The organism is Bacillus sp. LJBS06 (assembly GCF_016924995.1).
GTDB classification, from domain to species: domain Bacteria; phylum Bacillota; class Bacilli; order Bacillales; family Bacillaceae; genus Bacillus; species Bacillus stercoris.
The window spans coordinates 2239699-2264076 of the sequence record NZ_CP070483.1; the positions used below are offsets into that span (position 1 = coordinate 2239699).

Below are 24378 nucleotides of genomic sequence, written 5' to 3' on the forward strand. Positions count from 1 at the left end.
CATGTACTATATGAAACTGATATACAAATTAGGAGATTCGTTGCTATGCACTTTGTGTAAAAACGCTTACAATATTCTGTGAAAGGAGGCTTTCCGCATGATTGACGCTCTGTTTGCCACAGTTTCACTCTTGACATTGTTATACTTTGTCGTCATGGAAGTCACCGATTAACAGAAAATCCCGTGGTATGAATCACGGGATTTCTTTACTTGCCTGAATGACACCATAATGGAACAGTGCTGTTTTTCTTTTTATGACATGAAAACCAAACTGTTCAAACCGCGGGCTTTTCCAGTGGTCTTTTAGCACAACACTTTTTCTGGCAATGCGTACCGCTTCCTTGATACACTCTTCGTGCAAAACGGAATCCTCAGCCAAATCGCGTAAAGGCGCAATACCGTCAGAGGTCTCTACAGGTTCATGAAACATTGGATCGAAGTAAACCACATCAACAGAGCCGTCAGGAAGCTGCTTGATGTATTCTAAGCAATCACCATTCTTTACCTGGATTCTTCTCATCGCTGCTTGAAGCTCTTCTATACCTGTTTCCCATGAATGCAGCCCCGTCCTCACTAAAACGGATACAAGATGGTTTTTTTCCATCCCAACCACAGACCCCGTTTCGCCTACCGCCATACTTGCAATAATGGCATCTGACCCCAGCCCGAGTGTGCAATCTAAAAACGTATCCCCTTCCGATAAACCGGCAGCCCGAAGCATCGGCTCTTGCTCACCGCGTAAGAAGCGTTTGGCTCTGAACATCGCGGTATTCGGATGAAAAAAGAATTTGGCACCTTGTTTCGTAAATAGCTCAAATCGCTCTTTGCCGACCACAAGCAAATCACGTTCAGCTGACTTCAGCAGGTTTTCAACCGTTTGTTTATTTCGGCCGCAGTATGGCATATTTAGCTCTTTAGATAGCCGCTTTGCAGTTTTTATGGTGTGTTCAGACGGTCTATAGCTTGTTGTTATCATCTTCTGTACTCCCAAAAAGAAAATGCCCGGAAAACGGGCACTTAGCAGTGTGCATCAAAGGCAGCAGTCAGATTTTTCATAATTTCTTCCATGTCGTGTCCTTCAATTTCATGACGCGGAATAAAATGTACAACTTCTTTGCCTTTCAAAAGAGCCATTGACGGTGAAGAAGGCTCTTGGCCAGTAAAATACTCACGCATTTTTGCAGTAGCGTCTTTATCTTGGCCCGCAAATACAGTCACCGTATTGTCAGGCGTTTTGTCATTCTGGAGAACTGCCTGTGTTGCTGCAGGACGTGCAAGGCCTGCGGCGCAGCCGCATACAGAGTTAACGACTACAAGAGTTGTGCCCTCTGCCTTTTCCATAAAGTTTTCTACTTCTTCCGCTGTTGTTAACTCTTCAAAACCTGCTCCAGTCAGCTCGCGGCGCATCGGTACGACAAGCTGACGCATGTATTCTTCATAAGCCATTGACATAAAAAAAGCCCCCTCTAGTATCCTTCATCTGAAGTAAAGGATACTATAGAGAGGGCCGGATTTCAAATGTTCACGCCTTAAAATACAGAAGTAAGTGTCCTCACCTACTAGATTTTCATGATACCGCCAGTGTTGGCACTTGACACAAGCTTAGAATAACGTGCCAGGTAGCCGGTTTTCACTTTCGGTTCAAAACCTTTCCAGTTTGCTTTCCGTTTTTCCCACTCTTCTTCTGGCACTTGTACATCCAAGATGCGTTTTTCAATATCAACGATAATATGGTCTCCGTTTTCAACAAAGGCAAGCGGTCCGCCCTCAGCGGCCTCAGGGGATACGTGACCGATGGAGAGCCCACGGGAGGCTCCGGAAAAACGTCCGTCCGTAATCAATGCCACTTTTGGTCCGAGTCCCATTCCAACGATTTGAGATGTTGGCGCCAGCATTTCCGGCATGCCAGGTCCCCCTTTTGGCCCTTCGTATCTGATGATGACAACGTCGCCTTCTTTTACTTTTCGGTTGATAATGCCGTCAAGTGCCTCGTCCTGAGAATCGAATACGACAGCCGGCCCTTCGTGTCTTGTAATCCCATTCTGTACGCCGCCCGTTTTAATGATTGCGCCGTCCGGAGCCAGATTACCAAATAAAACAGCAAGACCGCCCTTTTCAGTAAATGGCTGATCCAATGGATGAATAACGTCATAATCCTTTATTTCATGTCCCGCAATGGTTTCTCCAAGAGTTTTTCCTGTAACAGTCAGCGCATCTAAATGAAGCGCTCCTTCTTTCTTGGAAAGCTCATTCAGAGCCGCTGACACGCCGCCCGCTTCATGAAGATCTTCAATAAACACATCCGAAGCAGGCGCCAGCTTGGCCAAGTGCGGCACGCGCTCAGCGACTTCGTTAATGCGTTCTAAAGAATATTCAACGCCGGCTTCGTTTGCAAGAGCAAGCGTATGAAGAACGGTATTTGTAGAACCTCCGAGCGCCATATCGAGTGCAAACGCGTTATCAATCGCTTTTACAGTAACGATATCACGCGGTTTGATATCTTTGCGAATCGTTTCCATTAATTGCGCAGCCGATTTTCTCACAAACTCTTTGCGTTCCGGAGATGTCGCCAGAATGGTTCCATTACCCGGCAAAGCAAGACCAAGTGCTTCTGACAGACAGTTCATTGAGTTCGCCGTAAACATGCCTGAGCAAGACCCGCACGTTGGGCATCCGAACTGCTCTAGTTCCTGAAGCTCGTTTTCATTGATTTTTCCTGCTTGGTAGGCGCCTACCCCTTCGAATACTGAGGAAAGGGAGATTTTTCGCCCGTCACTTGTTCTTCCTGCCGCCATCGGCCCGCCGCTGACAAAAATCGTCGGAATGTTGATGCGCATTGCCGCCATAAGCATTCCCGGCGTGATTTTGTCGCAGTTCGGAATACAGACCATTCCGTCAAACCAGTGTGCGGATACAACCGTTTCCACAGAGTCAGCGATGATTTCACGGCTTGGCAGCGAATATCTCATACCAATATGCCCCATCGCGATGCCATCATCTACTCCAATGGTATTAAATTCAAATGGCACGCCTCCTGCTTCTCTGATTGCTTCTTTTACAATTTTTCCAAATTCCTGCAAGTGAACATGACCGGGAACGATATCAATGTATGAATTACACACCGCGATAAACGGCTTGCCGAAATCCTCTTCTTTTACACCAGCTGCACGAAGCAAACTGCGGTGCGGAGCTCTATCGATTCCTTGTGTGATCATGTTACTGCGTAATTCTGCCATGGTGATCCCCCTAAATTCTTTCAATTGTTAGATTGGATTTTATTTTAACAATTTTCAGTTTATTTATGGACTGTTTTTGCGAAAAAGATAATTTCAGGCCGCCCTCGCCTTGGTTTGTTCTTTTGTGTTTTTATATTTATATAGCTTTCTTTCGATTTGAACCCTCCAACTATTAATATTGTTACTTACTATAAATAGTTTTCGAATATTTTTCAACAATATTCGAAATAATTTTTATAAAAAGTGAATTCACATAAAAAAGGTGCATGATCTGCACCTTTTTCATCTCTATTCACCCTTTTTCCTGCTCTCTGTCATTTGTTTCCAAACAGATCCTTTTGCTTCTTCTCCATGTTCAATACGCTCAAGCGCCATTTTCACTTGAAGGCTGACCTCAAATTCGGGATCATCTTCGGCAGCGCGCAAAGCTTCAATTGCACTTTCATCGCCGACTTCGTACAGGAACATAGCCGCACGCCAACGAACAAGCTTGCTGGAGTCGCTTAACGACTTGATCATAGCAGGAATGGCTTGAGGATCGCCGATATCAGACAGGCAGTCTCCGGCCGTTCTTCTGACTGAGACCGCTTTGTCCTCAAGTGCTTTATACAATAGAGGAAGAACATCAGGTGTTTCAATCATTCCTAAGTACACAACAGCCTGTCTTCTGATGGACACCTTTGGATCATCCAATGCCTTCTGTAAAACCGGGATATCCTCTTCTTTTGGATCCATCTGTTCCAGATGCGCATAACGCTTTTTCCAGTCCTCATCATCGAGCATGTCGAGCGTTACTTTATACGCTTTGCGCTGTACTGCTTGTTTTGCTTCGCTCTTTCCTTGAACAGCTGCTTCTGTTAGTCGTTTCAGCCGTTCATCACTGTATGCCGCCTGAAGCTCTTCTGTCACGTCATGGCCGATTTCATTAAAGTCGCCGAATCTGACACCTTGTTCTTTCCAGGCCCGTTCAAATACAACATTGGAAGCCTCAGATCTGAGTTTTAAGATCGCCTGCTGAAAGCGCTCAGGTAAGCCGAAGCGCTCTTCCCGCTCCCCATCCGTCAATTTAACTTGCATAGGAATGCCGCTGAACATCTGCACAAAAACTTTTACCTCTCCAAAAGATTCTTGTTCAGAGCGGTTTTCTTCTGCGCTTTCAGCACTTTCCATCCCAAATGCAGTGCGGACTTGCGGTAAAATGTCTTTCCAGTCGTATCTTGCATTCCGTTCAACAGCTAGAAAATCTGCGACGTGATATACCCCTTTAACTCCATCTATTTTAAGGATTTCCGCTATAACGGGCGGTGCGCCTTCTGCTTGCTCAGGTTTATAGTTATTGCTTTTGCCCGCCGGAAGCTCTTCCGTTAAGATGACTTTCATTGTATTCGGGCTTGGTGTAGGTTCAATTGATTTTATCTTCATGATCGTCCTCCTATAGCATATCTGTGACTTATTCTATCACAGTCGTTCCAAGCCTTCTATTACGACGTTTTGGCATCAATCCCGGGTATGTCTTTTTCTAATTGGCGGACAAACTGAAGCATAAAATCGTGTCTTTCTTCTGCCAGTTCCCGTGCAGTGTCTGTATTCATCATATCTTTCAGCCACAGCAGCTTATGAAAAAAATGAGCGTAGGCGCTTTGATCATCTCCATAAAGGCCATACCCTTTTGCGCCCGCAAACATGAAAGCTCTCGCAATGCCGACAGCACCAATCGCATCAAGTCTGTCAGCATCCTGTACAGCTTTTCCTTCAATTGAGAGCGGCTCCTTCGCCAATTTCCCCCTGTCCCGAAAGGACATCCTTGTTATAATATGAATCACTCTGTCAGCATCCTCTTTTCCTACCCCGAAAAAAACGAGCTGATCATACACTTCGCTCACAGAAAGCCTGACCGTGTCAGGCAGCTTCACATCAATTAAATCATGAACCAAAGCCGCCGTTTCAACAATGAACAAATCCGCTTTTTCCTTTTCTCCAATATACACAGCAAGATCTGCAACTCTTGATACATGATGATAATCATGTCCAGAGCTTTCGCCAGTCAGGATAGATTGAACCCATGTCCTGATTTGCTCTGCCTGCTTCAATTTCTTCACAAAAACACCCTCTTCATTGCCCTAATAGCTTCACGATAGCATCTTCCAGCTCTTTCGGATTTGTATTTGGTGAATAACGGCCAACGATTTCTCCATTTCTATCCACTATAAATTTCGTGAAGTTCCACTTAATTGCCTTAGTTCCCAGCATTCCTTTTGCATGCTCTGTCAAATACACAAACAGCGGATGGGCGTTTTTTCCGTTTACATCCACTTTTGAAAACATGGGAAACGTAACACCGTAATTTGTTTCGCAAAATTCCTGTATGTCAGCCTCTTCTCCAGGCTCTTGGTTCATAAATTGATTGCAGGGGAACCCTAAGATCTCAAGCCCCTCCTGCTGATATGTATCATATAATTCCTGCAGCTGCTTCAATTGGGGAGTAAAACCGCACCTGCTTGCAGTATTCACGATCATCAGTACCTTTCCCGTGAAAGGCTGAAGTGTCATGTCTTTCCCTGTTATTGTACGTACCTTCATATGATATATAGACATGTAATTCCCTCCTATGTCCCTGGTGAATATTTTATCTTTTTTAAATTTCAATTCAAAATGTAAACATCAATTAAGAAACTTGACGACATGAGCAGTCGTTTATTTTCAATTCCTAGGGTTCGTTTTTATCTTATCATTCTATAAAACATTTCAATTCCCTCCGACATCATGGAAAATCATTTTCTGTGAAACCAAAAGATGTGTCAGTGCGTTTTATATAAAGAGTTTTCTGTTGTTTCCCCCTCAACACGTATAGATAGATTGAAAATTGGCGTGAAAATTCCTATAATGAAGAAAATTAAACGGGGAAATAATGGAGGTGGCACGTTGCCTATTAATATACCAACACACCTGCCGGCAAAACAGGTGCTTGAAAGTGAACATATATTTGTAATGGATGAAAGCAGAGCATTTCATCAGGATATCCGGCCGCAAAAAATTATTATCTTAAATTTGATGCCGAAAAAAATCCAAACAGAGACTCAGCTTCTCAGATTGCTTGGAAATTCGCCTTTACAGGTTCATTTCACATTTTTAATCCCAAGCACACACACGCCGAAAAACACTGCAAGAGAACACCTTGACGAATTTTACACGACTTTTTCCAATATCCGTCACAAGAAGTTTGACGGAATGATTATCACCGGTGCGCCGATCGAGCATTTGGCGTTTGAAGAGGTTTCATATTGGGAAGAGCTCAAGGAAATCATGGAGTGGAGCAAAACAAATGTTACTTCAACCATGCATATTTGCTGGGGCGCTCAAGCAGGTTTGTATTACCATTATGGTGTGGAAAAAATTCAAATGCCGAAAAAAATCTTCGGTGTGTTCGAGCATACCGTTCTTTCAAAACACGAAAGATTGGTAAGAGGTTTTGACGAGCTATACTACGTGCCGCATTCCCGGCATACAGATATAAATATGGAACAGCTTCAAGCAGTGTCCGAGTTAAACATTCTTACCGCATCAAAGGAAGCCGGGGTTTGCTTAATTGTGTCTAAAGACGAAAAACAAGTCTTTTTGACAGGGCACCCTGAATATGATACAAATACGCTTCTTCAAGAGTATGAAAGAGATTTGGAACGAAACCTTTCTACTGTCGAGGCGCCTAAACATTATTTTGCAAAAGGCAGCAACGAGCCAGTGAATCGCTGGAAAGCGCATGCCACATTATTGTTTATGAACTGGCTGAATTATTACGTTTACCAAGAAACTCCTTATGAATGGGACTAATTTTTCTTATTTTAGTGATACGCTGAGCAAAAAATATGATAAAATACATCTGATTCAGTCTGCCTATAACAAAAATTTAAAATACTGGAATCCAAATCATTTAAAATTAGCTTAACTTTTTCACTGCATTAATAATTCGATTATGTATTTGTGTTATGTTTATGTATAGACAATAACTCCTTACGATGCATGAAGCTTGCTTGTTGTTGATTACATTGAGGTGAATTTACTTGAATACCAATAAAAGAGTATTAATTTTGACTGCAAATTACGGAAATGGACATGTGCAGGTAGCCAAAACACTTTATGAACAATGTGTAAGGCTCGGCTTTCAGCATGTAACAGTTTCTAATTTGTACCAAGAGTCAAATCCGATTGTTTCAGAGGTAACTCAATACCTTTATTTAAAAAGCTTCTCAATCGGGAAACAGTTTTATCGTTTGTTTTATTACGGAGTTGACAAAATCTATAATAAACGTAAATTCAATATTTACTTTAAAATGGGTAATAAAAGATTGGGCGAACTTGTTGATGAACATCAGCCCGATATTATTATTAATACATTTCCGATGATTGTCGTGCCGGAGTACAGACGCCGAACAGGAAGAGTCATTCCTACCTTCAATGTTATGACTGATTTTTGCCTTCATAAAATTTGGGTTCACGAGAACGTGGATAAATATTATGTGGCGACAGATTACGTGAAGGAAAAACTGCTGGAGATCGGCACTCATCCAAGCAACGTAAAAATCACAGGAATTCCAATCAGGCCGCAATTTGAAGAATCCATGCCGGTTGGACCGATATATAAAAAGTACAATCTTTCGCCAGACAAAAAAGTGCTTCTGATCATGGCAGGTGCCCACGGTGTATTAAAGAACGTAAAAGAGCTGTGCGAAAACCTTGTCAAAGATGAGCAAGTGCAAGTGGTTGTCGTGTGCGGGAAAAATACGGCTTTAAAAGAATCTTTGAGTCCGCTTGAGGCGGAAAACGGTGACAAATTAAAAGTTCTGGGCTATGTGGAGCGCATTGATGAGCTATTCCGGATCACAGATTGCATGATTACTAAACCAGGCGGCATAACTTTGACTGAAGCAACTGCCATCGGTGTGCCTGTCATTCTGTACAAACCTGTGCCTGGCCAGGAAAAAGAAAATGCAAACTTCTTTGAAGACCGCGGAGCTGCCATCGTCGTGAACCGTCATGAGGAGATTCTCGAGTCAGTCACTTCCCTTCTTGCAGATGAAGATACCTTGCAGCGCATGAAGAAAAACATTAAGGGCCTTCATTTAGCAAACTCCTCTGAAGTCATTTTAGAGGATATCCTGAAAGAATCAGAAATGATGACAGCCAAACAAAAGACCAAAGCGCTATCTTAATGGCGTACTTGAGAGCATACGAAAACCGTGTGCTCTTTTTATTTATATTTAGCCATTAATAAAAGCGGTTACATTTTTTCGTGAAACTCGCCTTCCTTTTCAAAAATAAGCCGATTCGCAACTTGACGGGTGCTCCCAGATGGTGTATAGTTGAACCATCATTTAACAATGAATCAAAGTTAAATGATGACAAAATTTTTTTTAGCACATGGGTGCTACAGTACTAGGAGGAATTAAGCAATATGCAAAACGGTAAAGTAAAATGGTTCAACAACGAAAAAGGATTCGGCTTCATTGAAGTTGAAGGCGGAGACGATGTATTTGTTCACTTCACAGCTATCGAAGGAGAAGGATACAAATCATTAGAAGAAGGACAAGAAGTTTCTTTTGAAATTGTCGAAGGTAATCGTGGACCTCAAGCTTCTAATGTTGTAAAACTCTAAACTCAATACATGATGATGAGATGACAAATAGAGGAGAGGCATTCGCCTCTCCTATTTGATTTTCATCTGGATTTCAATCGCCAAAATGTTTTGTTTGCACCTCTGTTCAATCTCTTCAACATACTTTTCCATTGACGGTTTTCCTTTTTTCGCGATATCCGCCAGTTCTTCTAAATCACTGTATATTTCTATAAATGTTTTGTGAAGGATCGACTTCAAATCTTTATCATCCATAGCTGCGTTCCCCTTCTCTATCAAGATACCTCAAATAGTAAAACAGTCCTATTATTTCTGGTTCAATAGTTATATCGGCTTATTTTTATTTTATTTTCTATTTTGGTACATAAATTTCAAAAAAACTCTGCAAAATAATTGTGGAGGTGTTTTTGTTGACTTCAAAATTCCATAATGAGGATCAGACTGGCTTTACGGATAAGCGGCAGCTGGAACTAGCAGTGGAAACAGCGCAGAAAACAACAGGAGCTGCGACGAGAGGCCAAAGCAAAACATTAGTCGACTCAGCATACCAAGCCATTGAGGATGCTAGAGAACTGTCACACTCTGAAGAGCTGGCAGCTCTCGACGATCCTGAATTTGTAAAGCAGCAACAGCAGCTGCTGGATGACAGCGAGCATCAGCTCGATGAATTCAAAGAATAAAAACCGCAGCTTCTGCGGTTTTTATTTTTAGTGATTGGTTAAGACATCTCCGTATGCTTTCAATTTTTCACCAACCGTACATTTATTGATACAAAATGAATGTGCATAAGTTTTGCCAAATTCTTTGCGAAATTGCTTCTTAATAAAACAGTCTTTGCAATATTCATCGTGCAGTTCTGTCAGTTCTTTAAAGATCATTTTCTTATCCAATATCGTCATCTCCGTTACGGTCTAATTTCGTGTGGCTTTCTACGAATTGATGGGATAGAATTTTTTTAGCGAGGCCGTCAGCTTCCTGGTTGTCTTTCCGTTGTATCGTTTCGTAGGTTGGAGTAAGCTTCAGTGATTCAAGGAGTGCTTCTATTTTGTCCAGCCATTCATTATGAGATGGATCATAGCAAGGCCAGCTGCCGTCAAGCTGATTCAGTACAACAAGTGAGTCCCCTTTGATTGTAATTGAATTTCTGCTTGCCCCAAGCTCTCTTACTTCTCTTATTGCTTCATAAAGTGCCGCATATTCAGCTTCATTATTGGTTTTCAGCCTAAAGCTTTTATTTTTTCTCAAACGATGCTGGACTCCTCCCAACGAATAATAGATGACAATCCCTAGACCCGCAAGTTCGCTCTCCTTATCAAAACTGCCATCAAAATAAACAGTGATGTTATCAGGCTCTTGAGCAAGCTCCTCGGTCAGCTTTTCCAATTCCTTCAGCGTCCAGCTGCCGCCTTTCTCGTCTTCGAACTCTAGCTCTTTCATGTATGGAAAACGTCCAAGCTCTCTGGCGAGCATACGTGCCTGCTGTGCTGTCAGCCAGTCTTCGCTGAAAAATGAGACGGATCCCGTTCCTTTTGCTTCTATTTTTAAATGCGGTCTGAGCTTCATTACGATCACCTTACCATTCATTAGTTGCCGGGCTTATGCTATAATCAAACCAATCTTACCCCGGAAAGGAAGCTTTTTCATCTTGTTTAATAATTCGTTTTGGATCTTTTTTGCGATCATTCATTTTATCATTGTTCTTTTATTTTATAAAGGATTTGGCAAAATGGGACTGTTTGTTTGGATCGGTTTTGCGACAGTCTGCGCCAACCTCCAAGTCGTCAAAACAGTGGAACTGTTTGGCTTAACAGCGACACTCGGGAATGTGATGTATGGCACAATCTTTTTTGCGACAGATGTACTGAATGAAAAATACGGACCGGCTGAAGCCAGAAAAGCGGTATGGCTCGGATTCTCAACGCTCCTGACGCTGACATTTGTCATGCAGGGCGTGCTGCTTTTCGAACCGGCTTCCAGCGACATATCACAAACAGCGCTGGAAACGATTTTTGGATTCCTTCCGCGAGTTGCGTTAGGAAGTCTGCTTGCCTTTATCTTCAGCCAAACGCTGGATGTTTATGTATATTCGGCAATTAGAAGGATATTTCCTTCTGATCGGCTTTTATGGCTCAGAAACGGCGGCAGTACAGCAGTCAGCCAGTTGTTTGATACATTCATATTCACTGCTGTCGCTTTTTTCGGCATTTATCCGGCAGACGTTTGGCTTCATATTTTTATTTCTACATATTTGATTAAGTTTGCGGTATCTTTAATTTCATTGCCTTATGCTTATGCAGCCAAAAAAATGATACCTAATGATGAAAGGAGTTCATAATGCCTACAGAAATATATGTAGACGGCGCAAGCGCTGGTAATCCCGGGCCTTCCGGTATCGGCATTTTTATCAAACATGAGGGGAAAGCAGAATCTTTCTCTATTCCAATCGGAGTGCATACAAACCAGGAAGCGGAATTTCTTGCATTAATTGAAGGGATGAAGCTATGCGCAACGCGCGGGTATCAATCGGTTTCCTTTCGAACGGATTCAGATATTGTGGAGCGCGCCGCTGAGCTTGAAATGGTTAAAAATAAAACGTTTCAGCCGTTTGTAGAGGAAATCACCTGTCTAAAAGCAGCCTTCCCTCTTTTTTTCATCAAATGGATACCGGGCAAGCAAAACCAAAAAGCCGATCTTCTGGCAAAAGAAGCAATTCGGCTGAATGAAAAGAATTAAATCTTAGTCATTGGTTCATCCTAATGGCGAGGTGAACTAACATGAAAAAGAAAGATAAAGGCCGGCTGACTGGCGGCGTTACTCCGCAAGGCGACCTGGAAGGCAATACACATAATGACCCTAAAACAGAGCTTGAGGAAAGGGCAAAAAAAAGCAATACAAAACGCTAGAGAAGATCTATACGATCTCTCTAGCGTTCAGCTTTTCAAGCATGCGCTCAATTCCTTTAATTTGGTGGCGGCGAAGCATTTGAGCCGCCTGCTCCATTTGCAAAGTAAATAAAGCGTCTTTCAGTGTGCAGACCAGCGGCACAGAGCAATGAATTTCCGCAAGCTTCCTCGACATCTCCAAATCACTTAAACCTTGCTGAATTTTTCCCTGCTGTCCCTTTGGAAGAAGAGAAAGATTTTCCAATAAACGGTCAATCGTTTCATATTCACGAATCAGTTTGTAGGCTGTTTTTTCTCCAATCCCTTTGACGCCGGGATAGTTATCACTGGAATCACCCATAAGCGCTTTAATATCAATCAAAGCTTTTGGCATTACCCCTGTTTCTTCATAAAAAGTCTCTTTTGTATAGACTTTATAATTTCCGATTCCTTTTTGAAGCAGAGCAACGCTTACTTTATCCGTTAGCAGCTGGAGTAAGTCTCTGTCCCCTGTTACGACCGTAATGTCTGCTTCATTTGCAAATAAATCGGCAAGAGTTCCAATACAATCATCTGCTTCATAACCGGCAAAGCCAATATTCATGATCCCAAGCTCAGCGGCTGCTTCCTTTGCCAAATCAAACTGCGGGATCAGTTCCACAGGTGGTGCGCTGCGGTTTGCCTTATAATCTTGAAACAAGTCATTACGATACGTTTTGCTCCCCATGTCCCAGCAGCATACGACGTGTGTCGGCTGGAATGTTTCCACGGCTGTAATCAAATGCTTTAAAAAGCCGTTGACGCCGTTCGTCGGCACCCCGCTGTCATTTATCATAAAGTTGCGATGTACGGCCGTGGCAAAAAAAGCCCGAAATAAAAGAGCCATGCCGTCAACCAGCAATAGTTTATTATTATTCATCTGATAACTCCCTTTTCTTTCATTCCTTCTATTTTAGCATAAAGCGGCCCAAAATAAAAAACAGTATCTCTAATAAAGAGATACTGTTTGGGTATCATCAGTCGTTGTGTCTTTTGTTGCTGGCGATCAGCTTCTCAGCTTCGCGTCCTGCGTAAGAGTCAAAATGGGTTTGAAATCCGTTTTTCTTTTTGGCATTGTTATTCGCCTGTGCATTTCTGTTTCCCAGCTTTGTTCTGCCCAACATGAATCCCCCCTTACGTCGGATGTCCATAGTATGTGCATCCGGCAGGAGATTCAATCGCGGCAGGATCATCCAGCTTACACGCGGCTTACGTATTCTCTGACCATTTCTTTTGATACAAGCCGTCTTGTCGGGACGATGCCTTTTTTAGCGAGCTGATTCATTTGCTCGGTGATGTCATTAATAGCGTCTGTAGTAAAAGGCTCATCGTTTTTGCATTTAGCAACAGCTTCTTCAATGGCCATTTCACGCATATTTTCAAGACGCATAAATGCTTTGATATGCTCGTGCTGTTTTGATGAATGTGCTGAAATTGCTTTATGTACCTCTGACATTAATCGTTCATCTCGCTTTTTTCTATTTAGTCTATCATGACCTGACATACAAGCCAACTGAATTTTACATTTTTATTGTATTGTCTGAACTTTTCCAGGAGATGCACGCTTGGTACGCCATTTCAATCTCTTTCGCATGTTCCCCTTCTGCATATCCTCTGAAATACGTCTCTTTTTGATCCGTTATTTGCGCGATTGCCTTTTCAGCCATATCTTCCTGTAAGCGTCTGAGGTGAGCTGTGTAATGAGAGATCAGGCTCTCTTCTTCATTTTTTATCCATGCCTCTGTGATTTTCGTAAGTTTCAACCGTACAGCTTCGATAAAGGCCGCTTTTCCTTTCTGCTCAAAAAACTGCTTCGGTGATTTGACCTCTTTTAGTTCCTTTTCAAAAACACGTTCTTCCATTTTTGGTTCAACTTCCTTCAGCTGTATGCCGCTCAAATGCTGATCACCCGCATAAATGGAAAAATAACCGTCTGCGTTTAATGTTTTTTGAAAGTTATCCAGCCATTCTTCTGTGATATGCCGTTCGATGAAACCGCTCATGCGAACATCAAGCGTTTTGATTTCCTGAATATATTCAAACTGGTATTCATGCAAGGCTGTTGTCATCGCCTTACTCACATTCTTTTTCCAATCCCCGTTTTGCAGCCCGGGATGGAACGCCGATTTTAATAAATCATTTGCAAAATACGATAATCGCTGTGTAATGTGATAAAGCTGCTCTCTTGTATCTTTTTTCACTTTCTCAATGATGGTTTCTGAGTTCCGCCGTTTCTCGATATCGGCAACTGCCTGCTCAAATGACAGCATGAGACGCTGTTTCTGCGCTTCCTTCTCTTCTATGGACTGATGCTGGGATTTGTGAAGCTGGAAAACAGTTTCGCATAGTTTGTCTGCTTCCAAACTGAGCTGTGTAGCGGACGCTTTTTTTACGTCCACTTCGATAAACCGATCTAAGTGTTTTCTTACTTTCGGGAACTGGTTATAAAATGATTCCGGTTTTCCCAGCAGCTCCTCCTTACTTGAAACGGTAAAGAGCTGCGGCTCATAAACCCCTTCTTTTACAAGCTCTGCGCTGACATAATCGGTCACTGTTTCAAGCTCTGTTTTATCTTTTGCAAGGTCTGCGGCATTAATAACGAAAAACATTTTATCCATGCTGAGCGATTCTTTCACAAGTCCGAGCTTTCGTAAAAATGAACGATCTCCTTTTGAAAAGGAGTGTTGATAATAGGTCATATAAAAAAATGCATCCGCATCTTTGATATATTGGAATGCCAGCTCTGTATGCCGTTTATTCATGCTGCTCGCGCCGGGTGTATCAACAATCGTAATCCCTTTTTCAGTGAGCGGGCATGTATAGTAGACTGTTACCTCTTTCACCGCACAGGCCGTTGTTTCCTCTGCTACATACGGCTTTATTTCAGACAGCGGAATCGTTAATATCTTCTGTTCCTCTATATACTGCTGATACCTCTCGTATGCAAGCACGAAATTTCTGATCAATTTCACGTGCTCTTCTTGCAGCCTGTTTTTTTTGACTGCCTTTTCCCACTTCTCTGTGAAGGAACGACCTGTGGGTTCTTTTGATATTCCGGTGAGCTGCAAAATTTCAGCTGTTATGTCATCCTCCGTCTTAAATACTACATCCGCTGTTTTGTTTAGGCTGCCATTGATTGGCTTTGTGATTTTGTTAATTGTTGCTGTGGTTGGCGTTGGTGAGGATGGCAGCACTCTTTCGCCAACAAGCGCATTGGCAAAAGATGATTTCCCCGAACTGAAGCCTCCAAAAAGAGCAAGTGTAAATTTCCGTTCCTCAAGCCGTTTAACCCTTTCACGAAACGCTGAAATATGCTTTGACAACATGCTGCTTTCGCCTAAAACATCAGACAAAGTGTAAAAGCGATTGATTTGGTCTTGAAGCGGCAGTTCTTGTTCTATTTTGATTTCTGAATTCGGCATCTGCTGCTCCGCCAGCTGGCCTCGGCCTTGTTTCTGTTCTGGAGCCGCCACTCTTTTTTTCTTCAATTTAAACCATTCTGTGTCTATATGCATCGGGCATTCGGACTCTTCTTCCCAAATGGCCCACAGGCGATTGATTTTCTCTCGGGCATGATTCTCTAAACGAGCCTGTTCTTGAAGAAGGACAAGTTTTTCTGATTCTTGGGCGAGCCGGTCGTTAATTGTTTGCACGTCTTTGGAAACACGCTCTTTCACCATAGCGGAGAGTACCTTTATGATGTCTGCGGCCTCTCTTTTCGCCTCTTTCCGGACCAGCTCTGCCAAGTCTTTTGTATATTGCAATACATATTCAGAAGAAAAGGCTGCACCTTGCTTGACCGCGCGTTCAATGATGCTTATATCAAGCGGAGTGCGATAGGACTGAATCAGCTTTTCACTCTCAACGTTATGGACATCAAATGCTTTGGCGAGTTTATGGAGCGTGTCTATTATGTGCCAATCCGCTTCGGCCTCTGTTCGTTTGGTCACATCAGAGAAAAAAACATTCCGCCTTTTATCTCTTTCTTGTGCAGTTTTCGCTTTAGAAAAGAAAAAGCCGGTTTTAAAAGAAGGCTTTTGTGACTCTAAAAATGCAGCCGCCAATTCACGCATTTCAAAAGGCGTCAGGTTGGCGTTTTTTAAAATACGATTGATTTCTTCCTGCATCCTCTTCTCTGCCTCAGCCGCCTGATTTGCAGCCTCATCCAATTGATCACGCAGCGATTGGACCAGTCCAGTTTGGATGTGAAGCTGTTCAGCGAAACTCGGGCCGTCTGTTTCGTCTTTCTTCAGCATTTCCGTATGTTTCTTCAGCAGATTACGGATCTTTTGTTCGGTTAAAGCCTGCAAATTGTTTTTTGATTGCTTTTCTATTCTTTTTAACTCTTCTCTCAAAGCCCCAATCTGATTAAACGGGTGATCAGGTTCTGTTACTGACGTAAAATAGAGCGCTTCCTTTGAAATCCCTTCATTGCAAAGCATCTCCTCTACCTGTTTTTTATAGTCTCCAAAGTTTGTCTCCGTCTCGTCATGGCGGTCAATTTGATTAACGATAAAATACACATTCGGAATGCTATCTTTTATTGATCTGAGAAACTTTACATTTTCCTCAGCGTGTACGTGATTATAGTGAACAACGTAAAACAGCGCATCCGCCTGGTGAAGAATAGAAGCAGCCGATAGAAAATGCGCATCATCCGTTGAATCGATCCCTGGAGTATCAATATACGCAACCCCGGAATCGATCTCAGTATACCTGTCAAAAATTTCGACGCTTTCAATCTGTTCACCGTCTTTGCAATATTGCTGTACCTTGTCTTTCTGGTAAGCCCCTTCCAGCTCAGCACACGCTCCGTCTGTTGTATGAAGCCGAACTCGCTTTTCCCCGTTTCTGATCACAACAAGGTTAGCGCTCGTTGGGATCGGGCTTGTCGGCAAAATATTCTCCATTAACAGGCAGTTCAGCAGTGATGATTTCCCCGCTGAATAATGCCCCGTAAACGCGATATAAACCTCTTCATCTGCCGCTTTTTTCATGACCGCAGCCAGTTTAGCAGCCCTTTGTTCATCTTGATTCTCAATAAATTGCTGATAAAGTTCCCCAGTTTTGTGCAAAAGCTCGTTTCTGTTTTGATCTGTCATAAGCCTGTACCCCTTTGTGCCGTTTCAATTGTGAACCTTTTTCGAAAGGTCTGAATTCATTCCCTTTTCATTTTACACAAGAATAAACCAAATTTCTTTAGGAGAATAGAAAAAAGCCGCCATTACGGCAGCCTCTATAAAAGAAAATCTGCAACTTTTACAAGTTCCAGATTCATCAAACAGATTTATTAGAGATTCCTTTTAATACAAAACCAATCAAAACACTATATGTACAAACCGCTCCGAGCAAAAACAGCATTGTCATTTGATTCACCATCCTGATTGAGAATCTTTTTCAAATTCATTTTAACATGAGTGAGAATGATTTTCAATCGCTATTTTACACTGTATTCATGTAATGCCTTGTCTTCTGCGCGAATTCTGACGGTTAACAACACGGCATTGAATACGGAAAACAGACACATGGTGACATACGCTTGATAAAGCAGCGGAATCAGCAAAATTTCAAGTATAACAACAGCATAGTTTGGATGTTTCATCCATTTATAAGGACCTTTTTTTACAAGCTCCGCACCTGGAACGACAAGGATTTTCGTATTCCAATATGCTCCCAAGGAACAAAGCGCCCAATATCGCACTGCCTGTACACTTAAAATAACTGCGGCGATACCGATCCACCAGCTTGACGGCTGTTTATTCATCAGCAGCACTTCAGCAATTAAAGACATAAAGAAAAGGATATGCATCGTAATGATATACGGATAGTGGCTCTCGCCAAATTCAATTGCTCCTTGCTTCTTTACCTTTTGTTCATTTTGTCTGGCTACTGCCATTTCTGCTGCTCTTTGAACAATGAGAATGGCGATCAACAACCAAAACATAAGTCAAGCCCCCTTTTCCCAGCTGAATAATAGCAGTTCTGATGAGAAACCCGGCCCTAATGCGCCAATCAGTCCCCGTTCAGCTTCCTTTTTATGTCCGTTCTGCAGATGGTCTTTGACCACATACAAGAGTGTGGCTGAAGACATATTTCCGTGTTTTCGCAATATGTTTTGCGCTGATGAAAGCTTTTCTGACGACAGTCCAAGACTTTTGATGTATGCGTCGATCACTTTTTTTCCGCCTGGATGCGCCAAAAAAACACTTATATCACAGAATGACAGCCGATGTTTGTCCAAAAAAATCTGTACATTTGTTTTGAGCCAATTTTCTACCAAAGTTGGTATGTCTCGTGAGAAAATGACTTTGAATCCTTGATCGGTAAAGTCCCAGCCCATGACATCTTCTGATTGTTTCATCAAAACAGATTGGGAGTCTGTTATCTTCGGGGCAAGCTTCAGTTTTGACACCCTGCGGTCTGCCTTCTCTCCGCATAATAACGCTGCGGCAACGCCGTCACCAAATAGCGAGGTGCCGATCAGATTGCTTTTCGTTTTATCTTCCGGCTGAAATGTCAGACTGCACAGCTCAGCAGCAATGACAAGCACAAAAGCCTCCGGATACGCTTTGCAGTATTCGGCTGCGCGCGCAAGCCCGCTGGCCCCTCCTGCACAGCCTAAGCCCCAAATCGGAACCCGCTTCGTATATGGAGAAAACGGAAGTTCATTCATAAGCCGCGCCTCGATACTCGGTGTGGAAAGACCTGTGCTGGAGACGAAAAAAACCGCTTCCACTTTCTCATAAGGTATGGCTTCTTGAACAAATTCAGGGTGAGAGAGGCACTCACGAACAGCCTCCCTGCTGTGCTTAAGTGTTTCTTCTATGTATATTTGATTTTTTTCTTCAAAGCTGTGCTCCTCTTTATACCATTCAATCGGCTTAACAAACTGTCTCGAATGGATTTGCCCGTTTTTAAAGGAGGATAACAGCCGGTCAATATCCTTAAAGGAATGCTGAAACATATAGCGGGCGAACTCAGCCGCTTTCTCTTGATTTACATCATATACAGGAAGACTTGTTCCAATGGATAAAATAAACGCCATGCAATCACCTCTTTGCATACATTGTGCCGCAACGATCTTTTTTATATGCAAAAAAAACTCCGCCGCGGCGGAGTTAGACTGCTGTTTTTTTTTCCGTAAGGTCAGCTTCTTGTTCTGTTTTTTTGGCTTTAGAAAATACGTTATATACAATATTTAGGACAACTGCAGTGAAGCTGCCCGCTACAATGCCATTCGTTGTAAGAAGCGTAAGTGCACTCGGAAGCTGTTTGAAAATATCCGGCACAACGGTCACACCGAGTCCCAAACCCACTGAGCAGGCAACAATCAGCAGATTTTCCTGTTTCGCAAATTCAATGCGGCTAAGCATTTTAATTCCGTAAGCGATCACCATTCCAAACATCGCCACCATTGCACCGCCCAAAACGGCAGATGGAATAATCGTCGTGAAAGCAGCGATCTTTGGAAACAGCCCGAATGCCATTAAGATCACACCTGTGACCACAATGACAGCATTTTTTTTGATTCCTGTGAGCTGAACAAGCCCGACATTTTGAGAGAATGCCGTGTAAGGAAAAGCGTTAAAAATACCGCCCAGAAGCACAGCCAGCCCTTCAGCGCGATAGCCTTTAGACAAATCTCTCTCTGTCAAACGGCGGTTTGTCAGGTCACCTAAGGCGAAGTAAACACCTGTAGACTCCACAAGACTGACAATCGCAACGATGGACATCGTAATGATAGACGCTGCATGAAAAGACGGCGCTCCGAAGTAAAATGGCTGAATCATTTGTACAACTGCCGCATCCGACACATTATCAAATTGAACTTTCCCCATAAAATAAGCGATGAAGGTCCCAATCAAAATACCGATCAAAATCGAGACGGACTTGATAAAGCCTTTTGTAAAACGGTATAGAAGCACAATGATACTCAAAACGATAAAAGCAAGGGCAAGGTTGGAGAGATCTCCGAAATCTGCACTTCCTTCTCCGCCGGCCATGTTATTCATGGCAACCGGCATCAAAGTAATACCGATAATCGTAACAACAGAGCCTGTCACAACCGGCGGAAAAAACGAGACGAGCTTTCCAAAGAAAAATGAAATAAGTATCACTAGAATGCCTGAAGCAATAATGCTTCCGTAAACCGTTGAAACCCCGTATTCAGATCCAATTGCAATCATCGGCGATACAGCTGTAAATGTACAGCCAAGCACTACCGGAAGTCCGATCCCGAAAAAGCGGTTGCTCCATACTTGCAGAAGTGTAGCCACACCGCACATAAAAATATCAATCGATACTAAGTAGGTCAGCTGTTCGACAGTCAGTCCCATTGCTTTTCCGACAATCAGAGGAACGACAATGGCACCGGCATACATGGCAAGAACATGCTGAATCCCTAATGACAGCGTTTTGCCGAATCCATTTTTCATGAATGAACCTCCTGTACGAAGGACACTTTCCCTTCTTCTAAAGACCGAATTCTTGCCAAAGATTCCACTCGGTAGCCCAGTTTTACAAGTTCATCTCTTCCCGGCTGAAATGACTTTTCAATCACAATGCCAATTCCTGCAATAGAAGCACCCGCTTGCTTCACAATTGACGCGAGTCCGTGCGCTGCCTGTCCATTTGCCAAAAAATCATCGATAATCAGCACATGGTCCTGATCCGACAGGTGGGTCCCAGACACCGCGATTTGGCTTTCTGTTTGCTTCGTAAAGGAATAAACGGACGCTGTCAGCAAGTTGTCGGTGAGTGTTAATGATTGATGCTTTCTCGCGAAGACAACGGGCACACCCAGCTTCAAGCCAGTCATTACAGCGGGAGCGATACCTGATGATTCGATTGTCACAATTTTGGTAATACCATCTTGTGCAAACCTGGTCGCAAATTCGTCACCAATTTTCTGCATAAGCAGCGGATCAATTTGGTGATTCAAAAAAGAATCCACTTTCAATACTTGATTTGATAACACGACGCCTTCTTCCTCTATCTTCCTTTTCAGTGCTTCCATCCAGTCTTACCTCCGTTATGAGAATAAAAAAAGCATTGCCCGCTCAAATAAAGAGCAAGCAATGCTGATATAACAAAAAACCGTACATATGCGGTTCCATTGCTCACCCATAGTCGGAACATTTACGGTGCCCGGTAGAAACTTGCGTGCCATATCCACGCGATTATATGAGTGTTCCTATGATATTGTAATAAATTATATCAAGATTCTAATCTCTTGCATAGGCTGAAAGTGAAAATTTCCGAACTTTATTTTCTTTTTTTTAGATATCATTCGTATTTAAAAGGAATCCGATCATAAAAAGCCTGGCGGCCGCGCCGCCAGGCTTTGATTATGCCAAATAGAGATTTGAATATTTGGTTGATAAATAGTCAATTAAATAGCGAACGTTCAGTTCTTCTCCTGTCGCATCTTTAATAATGTCTAACGGCTTTTTCCGTTTTCCATGAATATGCACCTTTTCCGTCAGCCATTGCTTTATCGGATGAAATTCCCCTCTTTCTAAGAGAGCGTCAAATTCAGGGAGATCCTCAAGCATTTTTTGTTTCAGCTGAGCCGCATACATGTAGCCGAGCGCATAGGATGGGAAGTAACCGAAATCTCCTCCTGCCCAATGGACGTCCTGTAAAATCCCCTCTGCATCCGTCTGCGGTGTAATCCCTAAATAATCTTGGTATTTTTGATTCCAAAGCGATGGCAGTTCTTCTACAGACACTTCATTGCTGAAAATCGCTTTTTCAATTTCATAACGGATGATGATATGAAGAGGATACGTCAATTCATCCGCTTCAACCCTGATAAATGAAGGTTTTGATTCATTGATTGCCCGGACAAAATCATCCAGGGAGATGTCCTTGAACTGTTCAGGTGATGCCTCTTGAATTTTCTTATAGTACGGTGTCCAAAAATGCTTGTTGCGGCCGATAAAATTCTCGTAAAATAATGATTGAGATTCATGAATTCCCATTGATGCACCGTCTGACAAGTTCGTGCCGCTCAGTGCTTCATCAATATTTTGCTCGTATATCGCGTGCCCGCACTCATGAATGGTGCCAAAGATTGCCGTCCGAAAATCTTTTTCATCATATCTCGTCGTGACTCGAACGTCTCCCCGGTTCAGCGTAGTTGCAAACGGATGAACGGTTTCATCAAGTCTTCCGCCATCAAAATCGTAGCCAAGCTCCTGTAAAAAATACAGACTGAGCTCTTTTTGCTTTTTTTTCGGGAACGCTATTGTAATAAAGCTTGTATCTGGTTTATTTCCGGAAGCTGTCACCTGTTTAACAAGAGGGATAATCGCTTCCTTCAGCTCAGCAAACAGCTGATCAAGCACCTTTACCGTAACACCGGGCTCAAACAAATCAAGCAATGCATCATAAGGATGCTCTTGATATCCCCAGTACGTAATAAAACGTTTATTACATTCAATCAGCTGCTCTAAATAAGGAGAAAACAAGCTAAAATCAGATTTTCCTTTCGCTTCCTCCCATGCTGTTTCTGCCTTTGAACACAGAATCACGTATTCTTTGTATTCAGCCTCAGGGATTTTCTTATTCTCTTCATACTCTTTTTTTGCCAGTTCCACCGCTTTTTTCGTATCTTCTGACAAGTCATCAAATCGTTCATACAAGGCATCGATTAGCTCTTTCATTCGATCGGATGTCTGGATATTGAATATATCTGTTGAAAGCTGGCCGATGCTTTCAGCCCGGTCCTCTGAGCCGTTTTTCGGCGCGCCTGTTCTGGAGTCCCAGTGCATTAACGCGACTGCTTCGCTGTAATGTGAAATTCGTTTTAAAAGATCAAAAAATTCCTTTTCATATGTATGTATCTCCATATCCATTCCCTCCCTATTCTAGCCGTTCCATTACAGGCTAATGGAAGGGGGAATGAAAGTCAAATTGTTTGTATAAAAGGCTGCCGGTACGTTTGGCGGCAGCCTTTTTATTCAGTTGATCGTCATTTGATTTTTTGGCGGAGGTGTTCTCCTCTTTTTCTGTTTGATTTTTTTATCCACCCACACTGTTGCCAGCGGGGTTAAGAGCGAGGTGACAATAACGCTCGTCGCTATAATTGCAGTTGCCGATTCAGCAACTGGGGCAAATGAGGCATTCGCTTCCGCTAATGCGTATGGGACAGCTACAGCCGCCCCCGCCGTAGAAGAAGCCGCCACACCCGCGACACCGTCCCCCCGCGCGACAAAACGATCAAGCAAAAACAAGGAGCTGCCCGATAAAATGACGACAGAAACTCCGATAAAAATGCCGAGCAGCCCTGATTGGATCAGCATTCCAAAATTCAAGGTATTGCCGAGCGAAAAGGCGAAAAATGGAATGATCGCTGGCACAACCTTGCTGAATAAGTCCCTGAGATCATGATCCAGATTTCCAAGTATACATCCGAGCAAAAACGGGATGACTGTCGCTGCCAGCGTTTCCCATGGGAATGCGGCAAGTCCCGTCACACCAAACGTCACCATGGTCATAAAAGGACCTGATTCTGTACTAATAAAGGCGAAAGCGCCCGCATCCTCTTTTCTTCCCATATGGTTCATAAGCGCCAAATACAGTCCGCCGTTCGTTTCATTCATTACCGCGACAATTGCTAAAACAGAAAGGCCTGCAAAAAAGCCGGATTGTATGCCTTCGTCAGGTATAAATTGCGCTGCGATCACGCCGAGCAGCGCTGCAAATCCGACCTTCCCCAATAATAACGTGATTCCTTTTCTTGCGATGTAGCCTGAAGAACGAAAATCAATCGTTGCTCCTACGCAAAAGATAAAAACACCCAGTATCGGCAGCGTTCCAGTAATCAAAGCACCCGTAAAACCTCCAAAGAACTCCGCTGTTCCAGGAGCAAACGTGTTGAGCGCCGCTCCAAGAAATAGCGGAATAATCATCATTCCGCCAGGTACCCGTTCAATTGTCGCCTTGATTTTCATATTGTGGATTCTCCCATCCTCCGGTTATGAAAAAACAATACCCCTTACACTTGGAAAACAGCCTGTAAATCCTCTTTTGAACAGCTGCCCAGCTGGCTGCCGACACCGACGGCACCTGCTCCGGCTCTAAGCCAATCCGGCACTTCAGACGGATGAATCCCGCCTGTCGGAATAAAGGTCACCTGCGGGAAAGGGCCCGCTAAATTTTTCATAAACGGAATTCCAAACACACCGCTTGGGAACAGTTTTAATGTAGTAAAACCGCATGTCAACGCTTCCATAATTTCGCTCGGAGTCAAGACGCCGGGGATATAATGTGTCTTTACAAAAGAAAGGTGTTCAGCAAGATCAGCTGAAAAACCCGGACTGACAATAAACTGTGCGCCAGCCTCAGCAGCTTCCCCAGCTTGCTGCGCGGTGATGACCGTGCCCGCGCCAATTAAAATATCTTCCCTATTACGGAAGGATTCGATAATATCTGATGCTCTGGGCGTCGTATACGTCACTTCAACTGCACGAATCCCTTTATCTAATAAACTCTCAATCTGCTGACAGGCCTCCTGTTTATCCTTTGAGCGAATGACTGCAATCAGCCTTGCTTCTTTCAGACGGTTTTCAACGATTTTGGACTCCAT

29 protein-coding genes and 1 riboswitch are annotated in these 24378 nt (G+C 43.1%); of the genes, 8 read left to right on the forward strand and 21 right to left on the reverse strand.

Features of this window, described 5'->3' with window-relative positions; all coding sequences use genetic code 11:
• Positions 1-193: 193 nt before the first annotated feature.
• The 6 genes from JQX68_RS11165 to JQX68_RS11190 all read right to left on the reverse strand — a co-directional run bounded on the left by JQX68_RS11165 (position 194) and on the right by JQX68_RS11190 (position 5831).
• Positions 194-976 carry a class I SAM-dependent methyltransferase gene (locus JQX68_RS11165; protein ID WP_147772147.1) on the reverse strand — a complete coding sequence of 261 codons (783 nt, stop codon included), beginning with the start codon at positions 974-976 and terminating at the stop codon, positions 194-196.
• A 41-nt stretch (positions 977-1017) separates the two neighbouring features.
• A complete protein-coding gene (gene brxA / locus JQX68_RS11170; protein ID WP_040082838.1) occupies positions 1018-1452 on the reverse strand; it encodes a bacilliredoxin BrxA in 435 nt (144 codons plus the stop codon).
• 107 nt (positions 1453-1559) lie between these two features.
• Entirely contained in the window at positions 1560-3236 is a 1677-nt protein-coding gene (gene ilvD, locus JQX68_RS11175) for a dihydroxy-acid dehydratase (protein ID WP_147772148.1), read from the reverse strand.
• Between the two features lie 288 nt (positions 3237-3524).
• A complete protein-coding gene (locus JQX68_RS11180) occupies positions 3525-4658 on the reverse strand; it encodes a conserved virulence factor C family protein (protein ID WP_147772149.1) in 1134 nt (377 codons plus the stop codon).
• A gap of 59 nt (positions 4659-4717) precedes the next feature.
• Positions 4718-5335 (reverse strand): Mn(2+)-dependent (deoxy)ribonucleoside pyrophosphohydrolase, encoded by a 618-nt coding sequence (gene hdhQ / locus JQX68_RS11185; RefSeq protein WP_147772150.1) that lies wholly within the window; start codon positions 5333-5335, stop codon positions 4718-4720.
• A 13-nt stretch (positions 5336-5348) separates the two neighbouring features.
• Positions 5349-5831 carry a glutathione peroxidase gene (locus JQX68_RS11190; RefSeq protein WP_040082835.1) on the reverse strand — a complete coding sequence of 161 codons (483 nt, stop codon included), beginning with the start codon at positions 5829-5831 and terminating at the stop codon, positions 5349-5351.
• Positions 5832-6158: 327 nt separating this feature from the next.
• Between JQX68_RS11190 and metA the strand changes: the two genes are divergently transcribed.
• The 4 genes from metA (at position 6159) to cspD (ending at position 8886) form a co-directional block, all read left to right on the forward strand.
• Positions 6159-7064 (forward strand): homoserine O-acetyltransferase MetA, encoded by a 906-nt coding sequence (gene metA / locus JQX68_RS11195; protein WP_014664339.1) that lies wholly within the window; start codon positions 6159-6161, stop codon positions 7062-7064.
• Positions 7065-7294: 230 nt separating this feature from the next.
• Complete coding sequence (locus JQX68_RS11200; RefSeq protein WP_095431546.1) at positions 7295-8443, forward strand: diglucosyl diacylglycerol synthase; 1149 nt, start codon at positions 7295-7297, stop codon at positions 8441-8443.
• 80 nt (positions 8444-8523) lie between these two features.
• Entirely contained in the window at positions 8524-8670 is a 147-nt protein-coding gene (locus tag JQX68_RS11205; protein WP_136654129.1) for a hypothetical protein, read from the forward strand.
• 15 nt (positions 8671-8685) lie between these two features.
• Entirely contained in the window at positions 8686-8886 is a 201-nt protein-coding gene (cspD, locus tag JQX68_RS11210; protein WP_003153604.1) for a cold-shock protein CspD, read from the forward strand.
• A 51-nt stretch (positions 8887-8937) separates the two neighbouring features.
• On the opposite strand, the gene degR is transcribed toward cspD, so the two are convergent.
• Positions 8938-9120: a transcriptional regulator DegR gene (gene degR / locus JQX68_RS11215; RefSeq protein WP_014664342.1), complete on the reverse strand. Its 183-nt coding sequence runs from the start codon at positions 9118-9120 to the stop codon at positions 8938-8940.
• A gap of 155 nt (positions 9121-9275) precedes the next feature.
• Between degR and JQX68_RS11220 the strand changes: the two genes are divergently transcribed.
• Positions 9276-9545, forward strand: a complete 270-nt coding sequence (locus tag JQX68_RS11220; protein WP_040082832.1) for a DUF2564 family protein — start codon at positions 9276-9278, stop codon at positions 9543-9545.
• A gap of 27 nt (positions 9546-9572) precedes the next feature.
• Here the strand turns inward: JQX68_RS11220 and JQX68_RS11225 are convergent, their stop codons facing one another.
• Both JQX68_RS11225 and JQX68_RS11230 read right to left on the reverse strand, forming a co-directional pair.
• Positions 9573-9755, reverse strand: a complete 183-nt coding sequence (locus JQX68_RS11225) for a zinc-finger domain-containing protein (RefSeq protein ID WP_004397944.1) — start codon at positions 9753-9755, stop codon at positions 9573-9575.
• Positions 9748-10428 carry a ribonuclease H family protein gene (locus JQX68_RS11230; protein WP_014664344.1) on the reverse strand — a complete coding sequence of 227 codons (681 nt, stop codon included), beginning with the start codon at positions 10426-10428 and terminating at the stop codon, positions 9748-9750. Before JQX68_RS11230 ends, JQX68_RS11225 begins: the two co-directional genes overlap by 8 nt.
• An 82-nt stretch (positions 10429-10510) precedes the next feature.
• Here JQX68_RS11230 and JQX68_RS11235 point away from each other — a divergent pair, with 82 nt between their 5' ends.
• Genes JQX68_RS11235 through sspL form a run of 3 tightly spaced genes read left to right on the forward strand, consistent with a single transcriptional unit; the run spans position 10511 to position 11768 of the window.
• The gene (locus JQX68_RS11235) at positions 10511-11200 is read left to right on the forward strand and encodes a queuosine precursor transporter (protein ID WP_040082830.1); all 690 of its coding nucleotides are present in this window, start codon (positions 10511-10513) and stop codon (positions 11198-11200) included.
• On the forward strand, positions 11200-11598 hold the full coding sequence (locus JQX68_RS11240; RefSeq protein ID WP_147772151.1) for a reverse transcriptase-like protein: 399 nt from the start codon (positions 11200-11202) through the stop codon (positions 11596-11598). Before JQX68_RS11235 ends, JQX68_RS11240 begins: the two co-directional genes overlap by 1 nt.
• Positions 11599-11639: 41 nt before the next feature.
• Entirely contained in the window at positions 11640-11768 is a 129-nt protein-coding gene (gene sspL / locus JQX68_RS11245) for a small, acid-soluble spore protein L (RefSeq protein WP_003218255.1), read from the forward strand.
• A gap of 7 nt (positions 11769-11775) precedes the next feature.
• Here sspL and exnP read toward each other — a convergent pair whose 3' ends face one another.
• The 12 genes from exnP to eda form a co-directional block, all read right to left on the reverse strand.
• Entirely contained in the window at positions 11776-12666 is an 891-nt protein-coding gene (gene exnP / locus JQX68_RS11250; protein WP_014664347.1) for a 5'-3' exonuclease ExnP, read from the reverse strand.
• A gap of 97 nt (positions 12667-12763) precedes the next feature.
• Positions 12764-12910 carry a hypothetical protein gene (locus JQX68_RS11255; protein WP_003230761.1) on the reverse strand — a complete coding sequence of 49 codons (147 nt, stop codon included), beginning with the start codon at positions 12908-12910 and terminating at the stop codon, positions 12764-12766.
• Positions 12911-12984: 74 nt separating this feature from the next.
• Entirely contained in the window at positions 12985-13242 is a 258-nt protein-coding gene (locus JQX68_RS11260) for a YpbS family protein (protein ID WP_014664348.1), read from the reverse strand.
• Between the two features lie 64 nt (positions 13243-13306).
• Positions 13307-16888 carry a dynamin GTPase gene (dynA, locus tag JQX68_RS11265; protein WP_205440305.1) on the reverse strand — a complete coding sequence of 1194 codons (3582 nt, stop codon included), beginning with the start codon at positions 16886-16888 and terminating at the stop codon, positions 13307-13309.
• A gap of 175 nt (positions 16889-17063) precedes the next feature.
• A complete protein-coding gene (fbpC, locus tag JQX68_RS11270) occupies positions 17064-17153 on the reverse strand; it encodes a Fur-regulated basic protein FbpC (protein WP_100069434.1) in 90 nt (29 codons plus the stop codon).
• Positions 17154-17223: 70 nt separating this feature from the next.
• The gene (gene bpsB, locus JQX68_RS11275) at positions 17224-17730 is read right to left on the reverse strand and encodes an alkylpyrone methyltransferase (protein WP_205440306.1); all 507 of its coding nucleotides are present in this window, start codon (positions 17728-17730) and stop codon (positions 17224-17226) included.
• Between the two features lie 3 nt (positions 17731-17733).
• Positions 17734-18831 carry a type III polyketide synthase gene (gene bpsA, locus JQX68_RS11280; RefSeq protein WP_240345544.1) on the reverse strand — a complete coding sequence of 366 codons (1098 nt, stop codon included), beginning with the start codon at positions 18829-18831 and terminating at the stop codon, positions 17734-17736.
• 73 nt (positions 18832-18904) lie between these two features.
• Positions 18905-20221 carry a xanthine permease PbuX gene (gene pbuX, locus JQX68_RS11285; protein WP_205440307.1) on the reverse strand — a complete coding sequence of 439 codons (1317 nt, stop codon included), beginning with the start codon at positions 20219-20221 and terminating at the stop codon, positions 18905-18907.
• Complete coding sequence (gene xpt, locus JQX68_RS11290) at positions 20218-20802, reverse strand: xanthine phosphoribosyltransferase (protein ID WP_040082820.1); 585 nt, start codon at positions 20800-20802, stop codon at positions 20218-20220. The genes pbuX and xpt overlap by 4 nt, the downstream gene beginning before the upstream one ends.
• Before the next feature lie 90 nt (positions 20803-20892).
• Positions 20893-20993: riboswitch (purine riboswitch) on the reverse strand.
• A 140-nt stretch (positions 20994-21133) separates the two neighbouring features.
• Positions 21134-22639, reverse strand: a complete 1506-nt coding sequence (ypwA, locus tag JQX68_RS11295) for a carboxypeptidase (protein WP_205440308.1) — start codon at positions 22637-22639, stop codon at positions 21134-21136.
• A gap of 111 nt (positions 22640-22750) precedes the next feature.
• Positions 22751-23743: a 2-keto-3-deoxygluconate transporter gene (kdgT, locus tag JQX68_RS11300; RefSeq protein WP_040082818.1), complete on the reverse strand. Its 993-nt coding sequence runs from the start codon at positions 23741-23743 to the stop codon at positions 22751-22753.
• Positions 23744-23787: 44 nt separating this feature from the next.
• Positions 23788-24378: a bifunctional 4-hydroxy-2-oxoglutarate aldolase/2-dehydro-3-deoxy-phosphogluconate aldolase gene (gene eda, locus JQX68_RS11305; RefSeq protein WP_069149763.1), complete on the reverse strand. Its 591-nt coding sequence runs from the start codon at positions 24376-24378 to the stop codon at positions 23788-23790.

Bases quoted from the DNA above. Each gene is read 5' to 3' on its own strand.
- JQX68_RS11230 (WP_014664344.1), bottom strand. From the start codon at position 10,428: ATGAAGCTCAGACCGCATTTAAAAATAGAAGCAAAAGGAACGGGATCC.
- JQX68_RS11190 (WP_040082835.1), bottom strand. From the start codon at position 5,831: ATGTCTATATATCATATGAAGGTACGTACAATAACAGGGAAAGACATG.
- ilvD (WP_147772148.1), bottom strand. From the start codon at position 3,236: ATGGCAGAATTACGCAGTAACATGATCACACAAGGAATCGATAGAGCT.
- bpsB (WP_205440306.1), bottom strand. From the start codon at position 17,730: ATGTTTTGGTTGTTGATCGCCATTCTCATTGTTCAAAGAGCAGCAGAA.
- dynA (WP_205440305.1), bottom strand. From the start codon at position 16,888: ATGACAGATCAAAACAGAAACGAGCTTTTGCACAAAACTGGGGAACTT.
- JQX68_RS11165 (WP_147772147.1), bottom strand. From the start codon at position 976: ATGATAACAACAAGCTATAGACCGTCTGAACACACCATAAAAACTGCA.
- ypwA (WP_205440308.1), bottom strand. From the start codon at position 22,639: ATGGAGATACATACATATGAAAAGGAATTTTTTGATCTTTTAAAACGA.
- xpt (WP_040082820.1), bottom strand. From the start codon at position 20,802: ATGGAAGCACTGAAAAGGAAGATAGAGGAAGAAGGCGTCGTGTTATCA.
- JQX68_RS11240 (WP_147772151.1), top strand. From the start codon at position 11,200: ATGCCTACAGAAATATATGTAGACGGCGCAAGCGCTGGTAATCCCGGG.
- bpsA (WP_240345544.1), bottom strand. From the start codon at position 18,831: ATGGCGTTTATTTTATCCATTGGAACAAGTCTTCCTGTATATGATGTA.
- degR (WP_014664342.1), bottom strand. From the start codon at position 9,120: ATGGATGATAAAGATTTGAAGTCGATCCTTCACAAAACATTTATAGAA.
- JQX68_RS11255 (WP_003230761.1), bottom strand. From the start codon at position 12,910: ATGTTGGGCAGAACAAAGCTGGGAAACAGAAATGCACAGGCGAATAAC.
- cspD (WP_003153604.1), top strand. From the start codon at position 8,686: ATGCAAAACGGTAAAGTAAAATGGTTCAACAACGAAAAAGGATTCGGC.
- brxA (WP_040082838.1), bottom strand. From the start codon at position 1,452: ATGTCAATGGCTTATGAAGAATACATGCGTCAGCTTGTCGTACCGATG.
- pbuX (WP_205440307.1), bottom strand. From the start codon at position 20,221: ATGAAAAATGGATTCGGCAAAACGCTGTCATTAGGGATTCAGCATGTT.
- JQX68_RS11260 (WP_014664348.1), bottom strand. From the start codon at position 13,242: ATGTCAGAGGTACATAAAGCAATTTCAGCACATTCATCAAAACAGCAC.
- sspL (WP_003218255.1), top strand. From the start codon at position 11,640: ATGAAAAAGAAAGATAAAGGCCGGCTGACTGGCGGCGTTACTCCGCAA.
- exnP (WP_014664347.1), bottom strand. From the start codon at position 12,666: ATGAATAATAATAAACTATTGCTGGTTGACGGCATGGCTCTTTTATTT.
- kdgT (WP_040082818.1), bottom strand. From the start codon at position 23,743: ATGAAAATCAAGGCGACAATTGAACGGGTACCTGGCGGAATGATGATT.
- JQX68_RS11180 (WP_147772149.1), bottom strand. From the start codon at position 4,658: ATGAAGATAAAATCAATTGAACCTACACCAAGCCCGAATACAATGAAA.
- fbpC (WP_100069434.1), bottom strand. From the start codon at position 17,153: ATGACAATGCTGTTTTTGCTCGGAGCGGTTTGTACATATAGTGTTTTG.
- eda (WP_069149763.1), bottom strand. From the start codon at position 24,378: ATGGAGTCCAAAATCGTTGAAAACCGTCTGAAAGAAGCAAGGCTGATT.